General features: G+C 67.0%; 20 protein-coding genes. 11 read left to right on the top strand and 9 right to left on the bottom strand.

Annotation, left to right across the window (positions count from 1 at the left end):
• Position 1 precedes the first annotated feature (1 nt).
• The 7 genes from AU188_RS13195 to AU188_RS13225 are packed head-to-tail and all read left to right on the top strand — an operon-like array spanning position 2 to position 4,509.
• A complete protein-coding gene (locus AU188_RS13195) occupies positions 2-346 on the top strand; it encodes a lycopene cyclase domain-containing protein (RefSeq protein WP_059164205.1) in 345 nt (114 codons plus the stop codon).
• Positions 343-672 (top strand): lycopene cyclase domain-containing protein, encoded by a 330-nt coding sequence (locus AU188_RS13200; protein ID WP_059164165.1) that lies wholly within the window; start codon positions 343-345, stop codon positions 670-672. Before AU188_RS13195 ends, AU188_RS13200 begins: the two co-directional genes overlap by 4 nt.
• Complete coding sequence (locus AU188_RS13205) at positions 669-1,400, top strand: class I SAM-dependent methyltransferase (protein WP_059164166.1); 732 nt, start codon at positions 669-671, stop codon at positions 1,398-1,400. Before AU188_RS13200 ends, AU188_RS13205 begins: the two co-directional genes overlap by 4 nt.
• Positions 1,397-2,914 (top strand): FAD-dependent oxidoreductase, encoded by a 1,518-nt coding sequence (locus tag AU188_RS13210; protein WP_059164167.1) that lies wholly within the window; start codon positions 1,397-1,399, stop codon positions 2,912-2,914. The genes AU188_RS13205 and AU188_RS13210 overlap by 4 nt, the downstream gene beginning before the upstream one ends.
• Positions 2,911-3,918 carry a Rieske (2Fe-2S) protein gene (locus AU188_RS13215; protein WP_059164168.1) on the top strand — a complete coding sequence of 336 codons (1,008 nt, stop codon included), beginning with the start codon at positions 2,911-2,913 and terminating at the stop codon, positions 3,916-3,918. Before AU188_RS13210 ends, AU188_RS13215 begins: the two co-directional genes overlap by 4 nt.
• A gap of 38 nt (positions 3,919-3,956) precedes the next feature.
• Positions 3,957-4,166: a hypervirulence associated TUDOR domain-containing protein gene (locus AU188_RS13220; RefSeq protein WP_059164169.1), complete on the top strand. Its 210-nt coding sequence runs from the start codon at positions 3,957-3,959 to the stop codon at positions 4,164-4,166.
• A gap of 4 nt (positions 4,167-4,170) precedes the next feature.
• The gene (locus AU188_RS13225; RefSeq protein WP_059164170.1) at positions 4,171-4,509 is read left to right on the top strand and encodes a DUF3140 domain-containing protein; all 339 of its coding nucleotides are present in this window, start codon (positions 4,171-4,173) and stop codon (positions 4,507-4,509) included.
• Here AU188_RS13225 and idi read toward each other — a convergent pair.
• Together idi and AU188_RS13235 are read right to left on the bottom strand one after the other, a co-directional pair.
• Entirely contained in the window at positions 4,470-5,042 is a 573-nt protein-coding gene (idi, locus tag AU188_RS13230; protein ID WP_059164171.1) for an isopentenyl-diphosphate Delta-isomerase, read from the bottom strand. The two genes, AU188_RS13225 and idi, sit on opposite strands and share 40 nt — an antisense overlap.
• Positions 5,043-5,095: 53 nt before the next feature.
• Complete coding sequence (locus AU188_RS13235; RefSeq protein WP_059164172.1) at positions 5,096-5,929, bottom strand: MerR family transcriptional regulator; 834 nt, start codon at positions 5,927-5,929, stop codon at positions 5,096-5,098.
• 122 nt (positions 5,930-6,051) lie between these two features.
• Between AU188_RS13235 and AU188_RS13240 the strand changes: the two genes are divergently transcribed.
• A complete protein-coding gene (locus AU188_RS13240) occupies positions 6,052-6,486 on the top strand; it encodes a hypothetical protein (protein WP_059164173.1) in 435 nt (144 codons plus the stop codon).
• Positions 6,487-6,537: 51 nt separating this feature from the next.
• Here AU188_RS13240 and ilvC read toward each other — a convergent pair whose 3' ends face one another.
• The 3 genes from ilvC to AU188_RS13255 are packed head-to-tail and all read right to left on the bottom strand — an operon-like array spanning position 6,538 to position 9,953.
• Entirely contained in the window at positions 6,538-7,539 is a 1,002-nt protein-coding gene (ilvC, locus tag AU188_RS13245) for a ketol-acid reductoisomerase (RefSeq protein WP_172799493.1), read from the bottom strand.
• Between the two features lie 42 nt (positions 7,540-7,581).
• On the bottom strand, positions 7,582-8,088 hold the full coding sequence (gene ilvN, locus AU188_RS13250) for an acetolactate synthase small subunit (RefSeq protein ID WP_059164175.1): 507 nt from the start codon (positions 8,086-8,088) through the stop codon (positions 7,582-7,584).
• Positions 8,085-9,953: an acetolactate synthase large subunit gene (locus AU188_RS13255; RefSeq protein WP_059164176.1), complete on the bottom strand. Its 1,869-nt coding sequence runs from the start codon at positions 9,951-9,953 to the stop codon at positions 8,085-8,087. The genes ilvN and AU188_RS13255 overlap by 4 nt, the downstream gene beginning before the upstream one ends.
• A 339-nt stretch (positions 9,954-10,292) precedes the next feature.
• Here AU188_RS13255 and AU188_RS13260 point away from each other — a divergent pair, with 339 nt between their 5' ends.
• Positions 10,293-10,640, top strand: a complete 348-nt coding sequence (locus tag AU188_RS13260) for a PH domain-containing protein (protein ID WP_059164206.1) — start codon at positions 10,293-10,295, stop codon at positions 10,638-10,640.
• Here AU188_RS13260 and AU188_RS13265 read toward each other — a convergent pair.
• Complete coding sequence (locus tag AU188_RS13265) at positions 10,637-11,467, bottom strand: DoxX family protein (RefSeq protein WP_059164177.1); 831 nt, start codon at positions 11,465-11,467, stop codon at positions 10,637-10,639. The two genes, AU188_RS13260 and AU188_RS13265, sit on opposite strands and share 4 nt — an antisense overlap.
• Positions 11,468-11,606: 139 nt before the next feature.
• Between AU188_RS13265 and AU188_RS13270 the strand changes: the two genes are divergently transcribed.
• Complete coding sequence (locus AU188_RS13270; RefSeq protein ID WP_059164178.1) at positions 11,607-12,728, top strand: PQQ-dependent sugar dehydrogenase; 1,122 nt, start codon at positions 11,607-11,609, stop codon at positions 12,726-12,728.
• 12 nt (positions 12,729-12,740) lie between these two features.
• Here the strand turns inward: AU188_RS13270 and AU188_RS13275 are convergent, their stop codons facing one another.
• Positions 12,741-13,478: an SDR family NAD(P)-dependent oxidoreductase gene (locus AU188_RS13275; protein WP_059164179.1), complete on the bottom strand. Its 738-nt coding sequence runs from the start codon at positions 13,476-13,478 to the stop codon at positions 12,741-12,743.
• A 97-nt stretch (positions 13,479-13,575) separates the two neighbouring features.
• Between AU188_RS13275 and AU188_RS13280 the strand changes: the two genes are divergently transcribed.
• Positions 13,576-14,181 (top strand): TetR/AcrR family transcriptional regulator, encoded by a 606-nt coding sequence (locus AU188_RS13280; RefSeq protein ID WP_059164180.1) that lies wholly within the window; start codon positions 13,576-13,578, stop codon positions 14,179-14,181.
• A gap of 67 nt (positions 14,182-14,248) precedes the next feature.
• Here AU188_RS13280 and gatB read toward each other — a convergent pair whose 3' ends face one another.
• Positions 14,249-15,751: an Asp-tRNA(Asn)/Glu-tRNA(Gln) amidotransferase subunit GatB gene (gene gatB, locus AU188_RS13285; RefSeq protein WP_059164181.1), complete on the bottom strand. Its 1,503-nt coding sequence runs from the start codon at positions 15,749-15,751 to the stop codon at positions 14,249-14,251.
• Between the two features lie 100 nt (positions 15,752-15,851).
• Complete coding sequence (locus tag AU188_RS13290; RefSeq protein WP_059099577.1) at positions 15,852-16,883, bottom strand: ATP-dependent 6-phosphofructokinase; 1,032 nt, start codon at positions 16,881-16,883, stop codon at positions 15,852-15,854.
• Positions 16,884-16,922: the final 39 nt, after the last annotated feature.

Below are 16,922 nucleotides of genomic sequence, written 5' to 3' on the forward strand. Positions count from 1 at the left end.
GATGGACAATTGGCAATACCTCCTCGTGCTGGCCGCCTGCCTCACGATCACGGCGCCGTTGGAGCTGCTCGGCGACGGGGTTTACCGGCAGGCGCGGCGGGCCGCGGCCGCGGTGCTCCCCGTCGCGGCGGTGTTCGTGCTCTGGGATGCGATCGCGATCGCCGCCGACGTGTGGACCTACAACCCGCAATACGTCACGGGTATCGACGTCGCGGGCGTGATGCCCGTCGAGGAACTCCTGTTCTTCGTGGTGATCCCGCTGTGCGGCCTACTGACCTACAACGCCGTCGACACCATACTGAGCTGGCTGCAACGGATGCGGAACCGAGCGGAGCGCGTGAAGTGATCGGTCTGGGATACACGGTGCCCGCCGTGCTGGCGGTGATCGCGGTCTGTGCAATGGAATTGGGCGTTCTGCGCACCGGGCTGTTCCGCAGGCCGGCGTATTGGATCTCGATGGTCATCGTGACCGGTTTCCAGATCCCGGTCGACGGCTGGCTCACGAAGCTGAGCGCACCCATCGTCATCTACGACGAGAAGCACACCAGCGGAATCCGCTTTCCGCTCGACATCCCGGTCGAAGACTTCCTTTTCGGATGGGCGATGGTCACCGCGGTGTTGCTGCTGTGGGAGCGGCAGCGGCTACGCGCACAGCGGGAGGACTTGTCGTGAAGGTCGGTGCGGGCCGTAATTCCGAAGACCCCTGCGATGTTCCGGCCGCATTCGACGACGGCGCACCGGCGTATGACACTCTGGTCGACTCCAATCCGGGATACCACGCGCACCTTCGGGTCTCCGCGCAGCGGATGCGGTTACCCGACTCCGGCCGCGGGCTACGCCTGCTCGACGCCGGGTGTGGCACCGGCGCATCAACCGCCGCGCTGCTGTCCGTGGCGCCACACGCGCAGATCGTGGGCGTGGACGGCTCGCAGGGCATGCTTGCCGAGGCGCGCGCCAAGCGGTGGCCCTCGACAGTCCGATTCGTACACAGCCGCATCGAGGACCTCGCCGCCGCCGGCGTCCACGGGCCCTTCGACGGTGTCTTCGCCGCCTACCTCGTGCGCAACCTGCCCGACCCCGATGCCCAGCTGCGCGAGTTCCGTTCGCTGCTGCGGCCGGGCGCGACGCTGGCGGTGCACGAGTACTCGGTGCGGGACTCACGGCTGGCCACCGCAGTGTGGAACGCCGTCTGTGCCGCGATCATCATCCCGAGCGGTCGGCTCCGCAGCGGTGACGCGTCGCTGTACCGGTATCTGCGCCGCAGCGTGAACCGCTTCGACGGTGCCGCCGAGTTCCGTGACCGTCTGCGCCGCAACGGGTTCACGGCGGTACGCAGCGAGACGATGCCGGGGTGGCAACGCAACATCGTGCACACCTTCCTCGCCGAGGCCCCCCAATGACCGATCCGCGCCGCGTGACGCACGCCGCGCCGACCGGCTCTGCCGCCGCGGCCGCGCTGCCGGACAGACCGCATGCGGTGGTCGTCGGCGCGGGCATCGCCGGTTTGGCTGCGGCCACCGGGCTGGCCGAACGCGGCGTGCGCGTCGATGTCCTCGAACGCGAGCCCTACCTCGGTGGGCGCGTCGGAGGCTGGACCGAGTCGCTCGAAGACGGCGCGCCGGTGGCCATGAACCGCGGTTTCCACGCATTCTTCCGGCAGTACTACAACTTGCGAAACCTCTTGCGGCGCATCGATCCTGCGCTGCGAATGCTCAGTCCTGTGCTGGACTACCCGCTCGTCGACGCGCACGGCAGGTGCGACACCTTTCGCGGTCTGCCCCGCACCCCACCGCTGAATGCGCTGGCCTTCGCGCTGCGCAGCCCGACCTTCCGGTTGCGCGACCTGGCGCGGCTCAACGCGCGCGCCGCAGCACCGTTGGCCGCGGTCACGGTGCCCGGGATCTACCACGAGCTGGATCACCTCGATGCCGACACTTTCCTGCGCGAGATCAACTTTCCCGAGCCCGCACGCCACCTGGCTTTCGAGGTGTTCTCGAGAAGCTTCTTCTCCGAGCCGGCCGAGCTCTCGGCCGCCGAGCTGGCGACGATGTTTCACATCTACTTCCTGGGTTCCAGCGAAGGCCTCGTGTTCGACGTCGCCAACGCCAACTTCGATGCGGCACTGTGGAACCCGTTGCGTGCGTATCTGGATTCACTGGGCGTACGCGTGCACACCGGCGTGTCGGCGACCGAGGTGCACAGCGGGGCCCGGTTCGTGGTGCGTACGGACGGCGGAGACCGCATCGAGGCGGACGGGGTCGTGCTCGCGACCGACGTGGCGGGCCTGCAGCGCATCGTCGACTGCTCGCCTGCCCTCGGCGACACCGACTGGCGGTCCCGGATCGGCGCAATGCGTACCGCCGCACCGTTCGTCGTGCAGCGACTGTGGCTGGACCGGCCGGTGAATTCGGACCGCGCCGCGTTTCTCGGGACGGGCGGGCGGCCGCCGCTGGACAATGTCAGTGTGCTGGACAGATACGAGCGCGAGGCCATGAGCTGGTCCAGCCGCACCGGCGGCTCTGTGGTGGAGTTGCATTCGTATGCCGTGACCGACGGGCCGGCCGACGTACGCGAGCGCCTACCGGCGCGGATGCGCGAACTGTATCCCGAGACCGCCGGCGCCACCGTCGTCGGTGAGCGGGTGCTGTGCCGTCAGGATTGCCCACGTTTCGCGCCCGGCGACTTTGCGCGCCGCCCGACCGTCGCGACACCGCAGGCCGGTTTGGTGTTGGCCGGCGACGGTATCCGCGTCGACCTTCCCGTCGCGCTGATGGAGCGCGCGGCCACCACCGGATGGACGGCGGCCAATCTGCTGCTGAAGCGCTTCGGCCTCACTGGACACGATCTGCACACCGTGCCGACCCAGGGTCGCTTCGCACCCCTGCGGCGACTGGCCGAAAGGCAGCACACATGAGCATGCTCGCGGACCTGAAAGCCCGGTTGGCGAAAACCACACCGTTCGAGGTACTTCCACGCACCCCGTGGTCCGGACAGCGGCCCACCTACCGCGACGCCGAACCGGCGGTCATCTCGTCCGCGCTGCGGCGCTCCCAACGCAGGCCCAGCGGCAACTGGTACGCGTTCGCGGCCAGCGACAGCATCGACAAACGGCCGATCGGTGCCACCGTCGGTGGTATCGAACTGGTCGCGTGGCGCGCCCGAGACGGTGCGCTCGCGGTCGGACCCGCGGCCTGCCCACACCTCGGCGCGGACCTCTCGACGGGCACCAACGACTGCGGAACGTTGATCTGCCCGTGGCACGGTTTGCGCTTCGACGGCGCCAGGACATGGAGTTGGCGGGCCTATCCGGCGCATGACGACGGGGTGCTCGCCTGGGTTCGGCTCGACACGCTCGGCGGTGAAACACCGACGGCGACACCGCTGTTGCCGAAGCGACCGCCGGGACCACAGCTGTCCGCGGTGACCCGGCTGGTCGGCGCCTGCGAACCCCGCGACGTGATCGCCAACCGGCTCGACCCGTGGCACGGGGCGTGGTTTCACCCGTATTCCTTCACGCGACTCGAGGTGCTTTCGTCGCCGGCCGCCGACGACGAACTGCCGGAGGAGACGGACCGCTTCCTGGTTGCCGTCACATTTCGGATCGGCCGGCTGGGGGTCCCGGTGATCGCGGAGTTCAGCACTCCGGAGCCGCGCACCATCGTCATGCGCATCATCGACGGCGAAGGGACGGGCAGCGTGGTGGAGACCCACGCCACCCCACTTGGAACCGATGCTGACGGCTCGCCCCGCACCGCCGTGATCGAAGCGGTCATCGCGCACTCCGACCGTCCCGGCTTCATCCATGCGTTGCGCGGCGCACCGTTGATCACCCCGTTCATGCGACGCGCGGCCACGCGGTTGTGGCGCGACGACCTCGACTACGCCGAGCGGCTCTATCGTCTCCGTCGACCCACTTGAGTCGGTTTTGCATCGATTTCATTGGGTATCCGTGCCTGATGAGCACAAACATCGGCAAGGGCGACAAGGTTCAGTGGAAGAGCCATGGCAACACCGTGACCGGGACGGTCGAGGAGAAGATCAGCGCCGACACCGAGGCCGCGGGCCGCACCGTGCGCGCCGACTCCGACAATCCGCAGTACCGGGTACGCAGCGACAAAAGTGGCCGCGACGCGGTGCACAAGCCGGAATCGCTGAAGAAGAAGTAGCGCCGTGGCCGGCACCTCAGGCGATCGCGCCACGACCTATGAAGAGTTCTCAGATGCCGTCAACATGACGACATCTGAGCTCGAGAAGTGGCTCGACACAGCCGAATCCAAGGAAGTGGGGCAGAAATCCGGCGGTGGCGAGTCGACCGGACACGCCAGCGGCCGGCGCATCGTCGACCTGTTGCGCAAGAAGAAGTCAGAACTCGACGACGATGACTACGCCCACATGCGCAAGGTCGTCGGCTATGCGCACCGCCACCTCGCCCAGCGACCGGATGGCGATGTCACCGACTCGGCGTGGCGCTACTCGCTGATGAACTGGGGCCACGATCCGTGCAAGTAGCGCTCGTCAAGTAGCGGTATCTGCTCCATGGCCCAGGGACTGATCGACCACGGCAGCGCGACGGCCGAGCGAAGCTGCTTCCAGGAGACCCACATCCATTCCATGACCTCGTCCGGATCGGGTCGAAGCCGGTCGTCGCAGCGGGCGAAGAACACCGGGCAGATCTCGTTTTCGACGGTGCCGTCGGCGGCCACCGCGCGATACCGGAAGTCGGGCAGCACGCAGACCAGCGATTCGATCGACACGCCCAATTCCTGTGCGGCACGGCGGCGCACCGCGTTCTCGACCTGCTCCCCCGGCGCCGGATGCCCACAAAACGAGTTCGACCACACCCCCGGCCACGTCACCTTTCCCAGGGCCCGACGGGTCAACAGCACATGACCGTCCGCGTCGAACAGATAACAGGAAAACCCGAGGTGCAGGGGTGTCGCGGCGTGGTGGACGGTCGTCTTGGCGGCGCTGCCGATGTGGCGTCCGTCCTCGTCGAGCAGCACAACGGACTCATCCGTCGTGGCGGTGGTCGATGCTGACACCTCGAATACATACCCAGAATCGGGCTAACCGACGCGAAGTCGATGCGCACGCGTCACGAGCCCGGTACGCAGCACTTCACGGCCTCGCGCAGGCTGTGCACGCGCACGCCCGGCTTCACCGCCGACATGGCCTCCCACCCCGGGCCGCCGAGCAGTACCTCGGCATCGGCGGCCGCCGCCCGAACCATTTCGCCGTCAGCGGTATCGGCGGTCTGCGACCACAACATCACCGTGACGGGCGGCCGCACCCGCGCGATCGCGTCGGTCAGCGCCGAGAGTGGAACGTCCGCGCCCAGGGTCAGCGCACCGTGTCCACGTTCCCCGAGCGTGGCGCGCAGCGCCTCGAGCGGCAGTGCGTGCGTCTCCCGCGAAGTGCATGCCAAGACCACGGACGACGTGTCGAGCGGCGCGAGCGGCTCCCGCTGCAGCGCCCGCGACACCGCCCAAGACAGCGCGTGCTCGACGTCGATACAACCGCCGCTCGCATCCTGTCTGGAAACGATGGCCGCGAACGCCGGCCGCACGATCAGGTCCCACGTATCGAGTACGCCGAAGTGATGCAGGTGCGACTCCAGCAGCCGGCCCAGCGCAACGAGGTCGAGTTCGAACGCTGCCGCCAACAACGAGTCGACGTCGCCGCGCGGTGGCAGAACGGATTCCATCGCCAGCCGCGCCGCGCTGCGCGCGCTCGTGCCCTGGTCGATCAGCTCGTGCATGTGCCGCACGACCACGACGTCGTTCTCGCTGTAGAGCCGATGCCGGCCGGGCCGGTGGCGCGACGGCCCCACGCCGTAGCGCTGACTCCAGCTGCGCAGCGTCGCCGTTGGGACACCGACACGTTCGGCTACCACACGGACGGTGTACCTGGGTTTGTCAGCGTCGTCCATCGGGCTTTCCACTGCGGTTTCGACCTCGTCACAGTAAACCCGTCGGCGAACTCAACGCACAACCGATGCAGCGATTCGTCTTTTGGATATTGCGGCGCCGCGAAGGGGGTAAATGTAGCTCCATGACCGATCAGGGCAAGGATCACCACCGCCGTCCCGAGGGACTCGACGACGCGACGGTCGAGGCCGTCGGCGCCGTATCGGAGGCGCTGGAGTGGGTGGAACGCGCGCGCGGCGAGCTGTATTCGTTCCATCAGCTGATGGGCCGGGCGGATGTTCTGCTCGGCGAGGCCTGCGACAAACTGCGCGATGCCGGTCATGCCGCGGTCGCCGACCGACTCCAGGATGAACTCGTCGGTCGCAATGTCCTCCACGGTCGCTGGACTTTTCAGATCGTCGAGGAGTTCGACGACTGCTACTGGTCGGTGTTCCGCGACCACGAACGCATGGTCCGCGACGAGCTACAGCAGGGCCGCAGACACGTATACGAGTCCGAAATGAAGGAGCGGCGCCGGACCCACGGCAAGCCGGGTCACGAACGCCGCCCCAACGAGTGATTTCGGTGTAGTCAGTTGCGTCCAGCGCAACCAACTACACCGAAATCGCAACTAGGCCGTCTCGGTGATGGGCCGGTCGACCCAGCTCATCAGGTCGCGCAGCTTCTTGCCGGTGACCTCGATCGGATGCTCGGCGTTCTTCTTGCGCAGCCCTTCGAGTTCCTTGTTGCCGCCCTCGACGTTGGCGACCAGCTTCTTGACGAAGGTGCCGTCCTGAATCTCTTTGAGGATGTCGCGCATCCGGTCCTTGGTGTCCGCGTCGATGACCCGCGGCCCCGACAGGTAGCCGCCGAACTCAGCGGTGTCGGACACCGAGTAGTTCATCCGGGCGATGCCGCCCTCGTACATCAGGTCGACGATGAGCTTGAGCTCGTGCAGCACCTCGAAATACGCCAGCTCGGGTGCGTATCCGGCCTCGACCATCACGTCGAAACCTGCCTTGACGAGTTCCTCTGTGCCACCGCACAACACGGCCTGTTCACCGAACAGATCGGTCTCGGTCTCGTCCTTGAACGTGGTCTTGATGACGCCGGCGCGGGTGCCGCCGATGCCCTTGGCGTACGACAGCGCCAGCGCCTGGCCCTCGCCCTTGGGGTCCTGGTCGATCGCGATCAGGCACGGCACGCCCTTGCCGTCGACGAACTGGCGCCGCACCAAGTGGCCGGGCCCCTTCGGGGCGACCATGCCGATGGTGACGTTCGCCGGCGGCTTGATCAGGTCGAAGTGGATGTTGAGGCCGTGGCCGAAGAACAGCGCGTTGCCATCCTCGAGGTTGGGCTCGATGTCGCGGGAGAAGATCTCGGCCTGAGCGGTGTCGGGCGCCAGCAGCATGATCACGTCGGCCCACTTGGCCACCTCGGCAGGCGTGTCGACCTCGAGACCCTGCTCGCTGACCTTCTCGCGCGACTTCGATCCCTCTTTGAGGCCGACCTTCACCTGCACGCCGGAGTCTCGCAAGCTCAGCGAGTGCGCATGACCCTGGCTGCCGTAGCCGATGACGCCGACTTTGCGGCCCTGAATGATCGACAGGTCCGCGTCGTCGTCATAAAACATCTCTACTGCCACTGAATTTCCTTATCTCTCACCTGATGGGGCTTACTTGGTGGTGCCGATCCCGCGGGGGCCGCGGGACAGCGACACCACGCCGGACTGCACGATCTCGCGAATTCCGTAGGGCTCCAACACCCGTAGCAGCGCCTCGAGCTTCTCGGGTGTGCCGGTCGCCTCGATCGTCAACGACTCCGTCGACACGTCGACGACCTTGGCCCGGAACAGGTTCACCGCCTCGATGACCTGACCGCGGGTCGACGCGTCGGTGCGCACCTTGATCAGTGCAAGCTCACGGGAAACCGAGTTCTCTTCTTCCTGCTCAACGATTTTGATCACGTTCACCAGCTTGTTGAGCTGCTTGGTGATCTGCTCGAGAGGTGCTTCCTCCACGCTGACGACGATCGTCATCCGCGACATGTTCTTCTGCTCGGTCGCTCCGACCGCCAGGGACTGAATGTTGAAGCCGCGCCGCGAGAACAGCGACGCGACCCTGGCCAGCACGCCGGGTTTGTCCTCGACGAGCACCGACAACGTATGCGTGGTGGTGCTCATGCGTGTCCTTCTTCCGGATCGTCGAACAGCGGGCGGATACCGCGAGCGGCCTGGATCTCGTCGTTGCTGGTGCCCGCCGCGACCATCGGCCACACCTGGGCGTCCGCGCCGACGATGAAGTCGATCACCACCGGGCGGTCGTTGATCTCACGCGCCTGCCTGATCACGTCCTCGACGTCTTCGGCTCGCTCACAACGCAATCCGACGCAGCCCAGCGCCTCGGCCAGCTTGACGAAGTCGGGGATGCGATGGCTGTGGGTGGCCAGATCCGTTTGGCTGTACCGCTCTTCGTAGAACAGCGTCTGCCACTGCCTCACCATGCCGAGGTTGCCGTTGTTGATGAGGGCCACCTTGATCGGCGCGCCCTCGACGGCACAGGTGGCCAACTCCTGGTTGGTCATCTGGAAACAACCGTCGCCGTCGATGGCCCACACCTCGGCCTCGGGGCGGCCGAACTTGGCCCCCATCGCCGCGGGCACGGCGAAGCCCATGGTGCCCAGGCCGCCGGAATTCAGCCACGTCTTCGGGTTCTCGTAGGAGATGAACTGCGCGGCCCACATCTGGTGCTGGCCGACGCCTGCCACGTACACCGCCTCCGGCCCGGCCATCTTGCCCAGCGTCTCGATCACGTACTCCGGCGACAGGCTGCCGTCGCTCTGCGGCCCGTAGCTCAACGGGTAGGTCGCCTGCACGCCGCGCAGGTACTCGAGCCAGTTCTCGATCAGGATCGCGCCGATGGTGCCGTCCCGGCGCAGGGCCGCGATCAAGTCGACGATCACCGCCTTGACGTCGCCCACGATCGGGACGTCGGCGTGGCGGTTCTTGCCGATCTCGGCCGGGTCGATGTCGGCGTGGATCACCTTGGCCTCGGGCGCAAAGGAATCCAGCCGGCCGGTCACCCGGTCGTCGAAGCGGGTGCCCAGCGCGATCAACAGGTCGCTGCGCTGCAGCGCGGCCACCGCGGACACCGTGCCGTGCATCCCCGGCATGCCCATGTTCTGCGGATGGCTGTCGGGGAACGCTCCGCGCGCCATCAGCGTGGTGACGACGGGGATGCCGGTCAGCTCGGCCAGTTCCAGCAGCTCGGCGCTGGCCTCGCCGCGGATCACGCCGCCGCCGACGTAGAGCACCGGCTTGCGGGCCGCCGCGATCAGCTTGGCGGCCTCGCGGATCTGCCGGCTGTGCGGTTTGGTGTTGGGTTTGTAGCCGGGCAGGTCGATGCGCGGCGGCCAGCTGAACGTGCACTGGCCCTGCAGAACGTCCTTGGGGATGTCGACCAGCACCGGACCGGGGCGGCCCGACGACGCTATGTGGAACGCCTCGGCTATCGCCTGCGGGATCTCATCGCCGCTGCGCACCAGGAAGTTGTGCTTGGTGATCGGCATCGTGATGCCGGAGATGTCGGCCTCCTGGAACGCGTCGGTGCCGATCAGGCCGCGTCCGACCTGGCCGGTGATCGCCACCACCGGGATCGAGTCCATGTGCGCATCGGCCAGCGGCGTGACGAGGTTCGTGGCGCCGGGACCGGAGGTGGCCATCATCACGCCGACCTTGCCGGTCGCGTGCGCGTAGCCGCTGGCCGCGTGTCCCGCGCCCTGCTCGTGGCGGACCAGCACGTGGCGCAGCTTCTGCGAGTCGAACAGCGGGTCGTAAACGGGAAGCACAGCGCCGCCGGGGATTCCGAAGATCGTGTCGACGTCGAGTTCCTCGAGCGACCGGATCACCGCCTGCGCACCGGTCATCTGTTGCGGCGCAAGCCGTTTGGCTGATGCGGGCGCCGGCTTGGCCGCCGGTTTCGCGGCATGTCCGTCATCGGGCACGGTGGCCGCCACTTGCTCCAGCGGTCGGGTGGTTGGTGCGCTCACGGTGTTCGCTCTCCTAAATCCTGTTCCGGATCCGTATCTAGGGTCTCAAATCAGTGGTCGGGCAAGAAAAAACCCCCGTCAGCTGGGCTGCTGTACGAGGGTCGCGCGTCGGTGCCGGTGGTTATGCCCGAGTAAGGGCGAGCGCGGCATCAACGCGCTTCCCAATTACTACGAGCAACCCCACGGCCTGCATAACCGTCGACCGTAGCCTCCGCACTGGTCACAGGTCAAATTGCGGAACCGCGGCGGTCGATTTCCCGGCCCCGGCAGCAGCGGTGCGAAGATGACCAGGTGAGTCCCGACGCCGAACCCGCCCCCGTCGTCATCCGTATCTCGCCCATGGCGCATTTCGCGGTGGGATTCCTGGCGCTGAGCCTGCTTTCGCTGGTTCTGGCCGGGCTGACGTGGGTGGCCGTTCTGCTGATCGTTCCGATCGGATTGTCGGTCTATGTTGCGCGCTACCGGACTGTTGCCGACCGCGACACGGTCACCGCGCGATCCCTACTGGGCAGCGAGACGGTGCAATGGGACGACGTCGACGGTCTGAGATTCGGTAAGGGATCGTCGGCCTACGCCCATCTCAAGGACGGTAGGGACCTGCGTCTGCCGGCGGTGACGTTTGCGACGCTGCCACTGCTGACCGAGGCCAGCGGCGGCCGCGTTCCGAACCCGTATTCGCAGGGTTAGGCGAGCGGGTTGCCGCCGTTGAACAGCACCCAGATCGCCACACCCGCACCCGCGCCGAGCACGAGTGCACCGAACGACCCGATGAACGGCCGGCGCGCCCAGCCGCGGCCGGCGTCGAACCCGTACCGGCCGGGGCCGGTCAACACGAGAGCGGCCACCGCGCACGCCAGGAACACCTTGTACTCATGCCCGTCGGTGAGGAAATCCGACAGCCGCGCCGCTTCGTGGGCCTCCATCGCATCGGCCAGCACGCCGGTCACCAGATATGCCAGCGCGCCGGCGGCCGCCACCGGCGTGAACAGGCCCAGGATCAGCAACACCCCGGCGGCGATCTGACCGCCGGTGGCGACGTAGGTCAGGATGTCGGCGTAGCGGAAGCCCATGTCGGACAGTTCCGCCTCCCACCCGTTGAGTCCGGGCCCGCCCCACAGGCCGAAGGCCTTCTGCAGGCCGTGGCCGATGAACAGCGCGCCGATCGCAAGGCGCAATAGGAGAATGCCGAGGTCGAGGGTGCCGCGGCGGTGCTTTTCCCGGCCCAGCGGCTCGGCTTCGATCTCGGCCGGTTCAGCCGCGAAGCCGCTCATGGCATGCCGCCCGCCGGGCTGCACGTACGGCAGCGGCTCGGGTTCGTTGAGTAGCCCGAACCCCGGCGTGCCCGAAGCGGTGCCGTTGGCGTCGTAGTGCGGGATCGCGGTGGTTTCGAAATCGCCTGCGTAGTCGGTGGACGGCAGATCGTCTTCGGGATCGACCAGGCTCGCCGACACGGGCCGCCCAGCCGCGTCGTCGGGCCGCTGCCAGGCGAGTGGGTCATTGGAATGACTGGTCACATTGCCAGCGTAAGTGCTAGTCACCCGCTAGTCGGGTATTGGCGCGGTGCTTTCCCGACCTTAATTTGCGAGCTCCCCGCGGTGACGTCAGGCGGGTGTGCGTGGCGCGTCCCGCCGAATGATCCGTAACCTGGCTCGCATGAAACTGCGCCGGCCGATGAGGGGCGTGCTCGCCGTGTTGTGCGCGGCGTCGCTCGTCGGTTCGGGCTGTGCGCGGTTCGACGACGCGCAATCGCAACCGTTCACCACGGAGCCGAAGCTCGAGCCGGGTCCGACATCGACGCCGCCGCCCCCGCCTCCGTTGCCTCCGACGCCGTTCCCGAAGGAGTGCCCGGCGCCCGGCGTCATGCAGGGCTGCCTGGAGAGCACGAGCGGGCTGATCATGCTGCCCGACAGCCAGTCGGCTCTGGTCGCCGAGCGCACGACCGGTGTGGTCAAGGAGATTTCGGTCCGGGCCGAACCCAAGGTCAAGACCACGATGCCGGTCGACGGCTCGGGTGACGGCGGGCTGATGGACATCGTGCTCTCGCCGACCTATCAACAGGACCGGCTGATGTACGCCTATGTCAGCACGCCGACGGACAACCGCGTGATCCGCATCGCCGACGGCGACATCCCCAAGCCGATCCTGACCGGCATCCCGAAGGGCGCCACCGGTAACACGGGCGCATTGATCTTCACCAGCCCCACGACGCTGCTGGTGCAGACCGGCGACGCGGGCAATCCCGCCGACGCGGCGAATCCGGATTCGTTGGCGGGCAAGGTGTTGCGCATCGAACAGCCCACCACGGTGGACCAGGCCCCGACGACGACGGCGCTGTCGGGCTTGGGCGCCGCCGGCGGCATGTGCATCGACCACTCGGACGGGTCGCTGTACGTCACCGACCGCGCGCCGTCCGGTGACCGGTTGCAGCGCATCACCAAGGACTCCAAGACGTCGACCGTGTGGACCTGGCCCGACCGTCCTGGCGTGGCGGGCTGCGCAGCGCTCGACGGCACGGTGTTGGTCAACCTCGTCAACACCAAGCAGACGGTCGCCGTGCGGCTCGCTCCCGATACCGGCGCGGTCACCGGCGACCCGGAGGTCGTGCGGCAGGATCAGCACGGCCACGCGTGGGCGCTGGCGATGTCACCCGACGGCAACGTCTGGGGCGCGACGGTCAACAAGACGGCAGGCGACGCCCAAAGACTCGACGACGTCGTCTTCCCGTTGTTCCCGCAGGGTGGCGGGTTCCCGCGGCAGAACGCCGACAACACCTGATCGCCCCGCGGGTCATGCGTTTGTTCCACCGTCGACGGTGAGCACCGCGCCGGTGATGTTGGACGCGCCCGGGCCCGCCAAGAATGCGACGGCATCGGCGACATCACGGGCGGCGGCATACCGGCCGAGCGCGCTCATCGCTCGTTGTTCGTCGGCTCCGGCAGCGTCGGCGGGGTTCATGTCGGTGTCCGTCGAGCCGGGTTGCACGAGGTTGACGGTGATGTTCCGACCGCCGACATCGCGCGCCAGCCCCTTGGTGAACCCGACGAGTGCGGCCTTGCTCATCGAATACAGCGTGACGCCCGGAAATGGGACGCGTTCGGCCAGATTGCTGCCGATGCTGATGATCCGGCCGCCGTCGGGCATGTGCCTAAGCGCGGCCTGGCTGGCCAGGTAAACCGCGCGGGCGTGGATGGCGAGCGTGCGGTCGATCTCGTCGACCGAGACGTCGTCGATCGGGCCGTACGGGAAGACGCCCGCGTTGTTGACGAGGATGTCGAGCCGGCCCAACTCGGCATTCGTCTGTTCGACTGCGGCCACCACGTCGACGGAGGCGCTGTCCGCCTTGATGGCCAGGCCGCGGCGGGCCTGCGCAGTGACCCCGTCGATCACTTCGTCGGCGCGCTCCTTGGATTGGGCGTAGGTGATGGCGACGTCCGCGCCGAGTTCGGCGAGCCGAGCCGCGATGGCGGCACCGATACCCCTGCTGCCTCCGGTTACCAGGGCGGTCTTTCCCGACAGGTCCGACATGGCGTTCTCCCTTTTTGTGTCGTTCGATACATAACTATCTGACATGCTTATGCTTGTCAACGATTACTTTGTCGTTCGATACAAAAGGAGGGTGCGGATGGCGTCACGCGGCAGACCGCGCACCTTCGACCGAACGCGCGCCTTGGAACGGGCCATGGAGGTGTTCTGGCAACACGGCTATGACGGTGCGTCGATGACCGACCTGACCACGTCGATGGGAATCAACTCACCGAGCTTGTACGCGGCGTTCGGCTCCAAGGAGGAGTTGTTCCGCGAGGCCGTCGCCCACTACGACCAGACCTTGGGCGCCGCGGCGGCCGCCGAATTGCGGGATCGGCCAACGGCGCGCGAGGCCATCGCGGCGGTGCTGAGACACCACGCCGACGTGTTCTGCAATCCCGACAAACCTCGCGGTTGCATGATCGTGCTCGCGGCCACCACATGCACCGAGCGCACCCGGTCAGTGCATGAACACCTCGCGCAGTGGCGGATCGCCACCGAGGACGCCTTCCGTGCGCGCGTCGAACGCGGCATCGCAGACGGTGACGTACCCCCCGGCGCCGACGCCGCGACGATTGCCGCGTTCTACAACACCGTGAACCACGGGATGGCGATTCAGGCCCGCGATCGCGCGGACAGAACCAAGCTGTCGGCGATCGCCGAAGCCGCAATCGCGGCCTGGGACAGTCTCGTTCGCGCTTAGTAGGCGTGAAATTGCGTTCACGGCTGTGGTTCGGCGTGAGCGAACAGCCCTCAGCGCGATTTCGCGATCAGGAGCAAGCCGCCAAGACCAGTTCACGCACCCGGGCCGCGTCGGCCTGCCCCTTGGTCGCCTTCATCACGGCGCCGACGATCGCGCCTGCGGCCTGCACCTTGCCGCCGCGGATCTTCTCGACGATGCCGGGGTTGGCCGCCAGCGCCTCGTCGACGGCGGACTGCAGTGCCGAGTCGTCACGCACGACCTCCAGGCCGCGGTGCTTCATCACCTGTTCGGGTTCACCTTCACCGGCGAGCACACCCTCGACGACCTGACGGGCCAGCTTGTTCGACAACTTGCCGTCGTCGACGAGTTTGACCACCGCGGCCACCTGCGCGGGCGTGATGGGCAGCGCGTCCAGTTCGACGCCTGACTCGTTGGCCTTCTGCACCAGGAAATTTCCCCACCATGCCCGGGCGGCGTCACTGGACGCCCCCTGTGCGACGGTCTCGGCGATCAGATCCAAGGCTCCGATGTTGACGAGGTCGCGCATGACCTCGTCGGAAATGCCCCAGTCGTCCTGAATCCGCTTGCGCAGCAACCACGGAAGTTCGGGGATCGTGCCACGCAGTCGCTCCACCCACTCGGCGTCGGGAGCCACCGGCTCGAGATCGGGTTCGGGGAAGTACCGGTAGTCCTCGGCGGTTTCCTTGCTCCGGCCCGGCGAGGTGTAGCCGTCCTCGTGGAAGTGTCTGGTCTCCTGTGTGACGTGACCGCCCGAATCGAGAACCGCTGCCTGGCGGCGCATCTCGTAACGGACGGCGACCTCGACGCTCTTGAGCGAGTTGACGTTCTTGGTTTCGGTGCGGGTCCCGAACTGCTCCTGCCCGATCGGCTTGAGCGAGACGTTGGAATCGCAGCGCATCGACCCCTGGTCCATCCGTACGTCGGATACGCCCAAGCCCCGCAAGAGATCCCGCAGCGCGGTCAGATACGCACGGGCGATCTCGGGAGCACGCGCACCGGTTCCCTCGATCGGCTTGGTGACGATCTCGATCAGCGGCACCCCGGACCGGTTGTAGTCGATCAGCGAGGTCGTCGCACCCTCGATGCGGCCGGTGTCGCTGCCGAGATGGGTCAGTTTGCCGGTGTCCTCTTCCATGTGGGCCCGCTCGATCTCGACCCGCCAGGTGGACCCGTCATCGAGCGGCACATCGAGGAAACCGTTGATCGCGATCGGCTCGTCATACTGCGAGATCTGGTAGTTCTTCGGCATGTCCGGATAGAAGTAGTTCTTCCGGGCGAACCGGCACCACGGCACGATCTCACAATTCAGCGCGAGCCCGATCCGGATCGCCGACTCGACGGCTTTCTCGTTGAGCACCGGCAGCGACCCCGGCAGCCCAAGACAGACCGGGCACACCTGCGTGTTGGGTTCGGCTCCGAACTTGTTGGCGCAGGTGCAGAACATCTTGGTCGCGGTGGACAGTTCGACGTGCACTTCCAAGCCCAGCACCGGCTCGTATCGCGCGACCACGTCGTCGTAGTCGATGAGTTCGGCGGTGGCGACAGTCATGACCCCGATCCTAGTGCGTCCTCTTTTTCCGCCGGACAGACGCAAACTGTCCGAAAAAGCCGCGAAAAGGGACCACTTCGCGGCTGCTCGCGGGAAGAACTCAGCCGAAGAACTCTGCGGCGTCGTCGTAGCGGCTCTGCGGCACCAGCTTCAACTGGCGGGTCGCATCGGCCAGCGAGACGCGCCCGATCTCCTGCCCGCGCAGCGACACCATCATCCCGTACTCGCCGGCATGTGCGGCATCGGCGGCGTTGACCCCGAAGCGGGTGGCCAGTACGCGGTCGAACGGCGTCGGAGTGCCGCCGCGTTGCACGTGGCCGAGCACCGTCACCCGCACCTCTTTGTTGATCCGCTTCTCCACCTCGAGCGCGAGTTGCTGCGCGACGCCGGTGAAGCGTTCGTGGCCGAACTCGTCGATGCCGCCTTCGCGCAACTGCATCGACCCCTCGGCGGGCTTGGCGCCTTCGGCCACCACGCAGATGAAGTGCGAATCGCCGCGCACGAAGCGCCCTTTGATCAGCCGGCACACCTCTTCGACGTCGAACGGCTGCTCGGGGATCAGCGTCATGTGGGCGCCGGAGGCCAGCCCGGCGTTCAGCGCTATCCATCCGGCGTGGCGGCCCATCACCTCGACGAGCATCACCCGCTGGTGCGATTCCGCGGTGCTGTGCAGCCGGTCGATGGCTTCGCTCGCCACGCCGAGCGCGGTGTCGTGACCGAACGTCAGATCCGTGCAATCGATGTCGTTGTCGATCGTCTTGGGGACTCCGACCACCGGGACGTTCTCCTCCGACAGCCAGCGCGCCGCGGTGAGCGTGCCCTCGCCGCCGATGGGGATCAGCACGTCGATGCCGTTGTCGTCGAGCGTCTGCTTGATCTGGTCCAGCCCGGCACGCAGCTTCTCCGGGTGTACCCGCGCGGTGCCCAGCATGGTGCCGCCCTTGGCCAGCAGCCGATCGTTTCGGTCGTCGTTGGCGAGTTGGATGCGCCGGTTCTCCAGCAGACCGCGCCAGCCGTCCTGGAAGCCGACGACCGACGACCCGTACCGCACATCGCACGTGCGCACCACCGCCCGAATGACAGCGTTCAGCCCCGGACAGTCACCGCCGCCGGTCAGCACTCCGATACGCATGCCTCCATCCTCCCCGAGCGCACGGTTCTTTGTGTCCTC

This window comes from Mycobacterium sp. IS-3022, from assembly GCF_001500065.1.
Taxonomy (GTDB): Bacteria; Actinomycetota; Actinomycetes; order Mycobacteriales; family Mycobacteriaceae; genus Mycobacterium.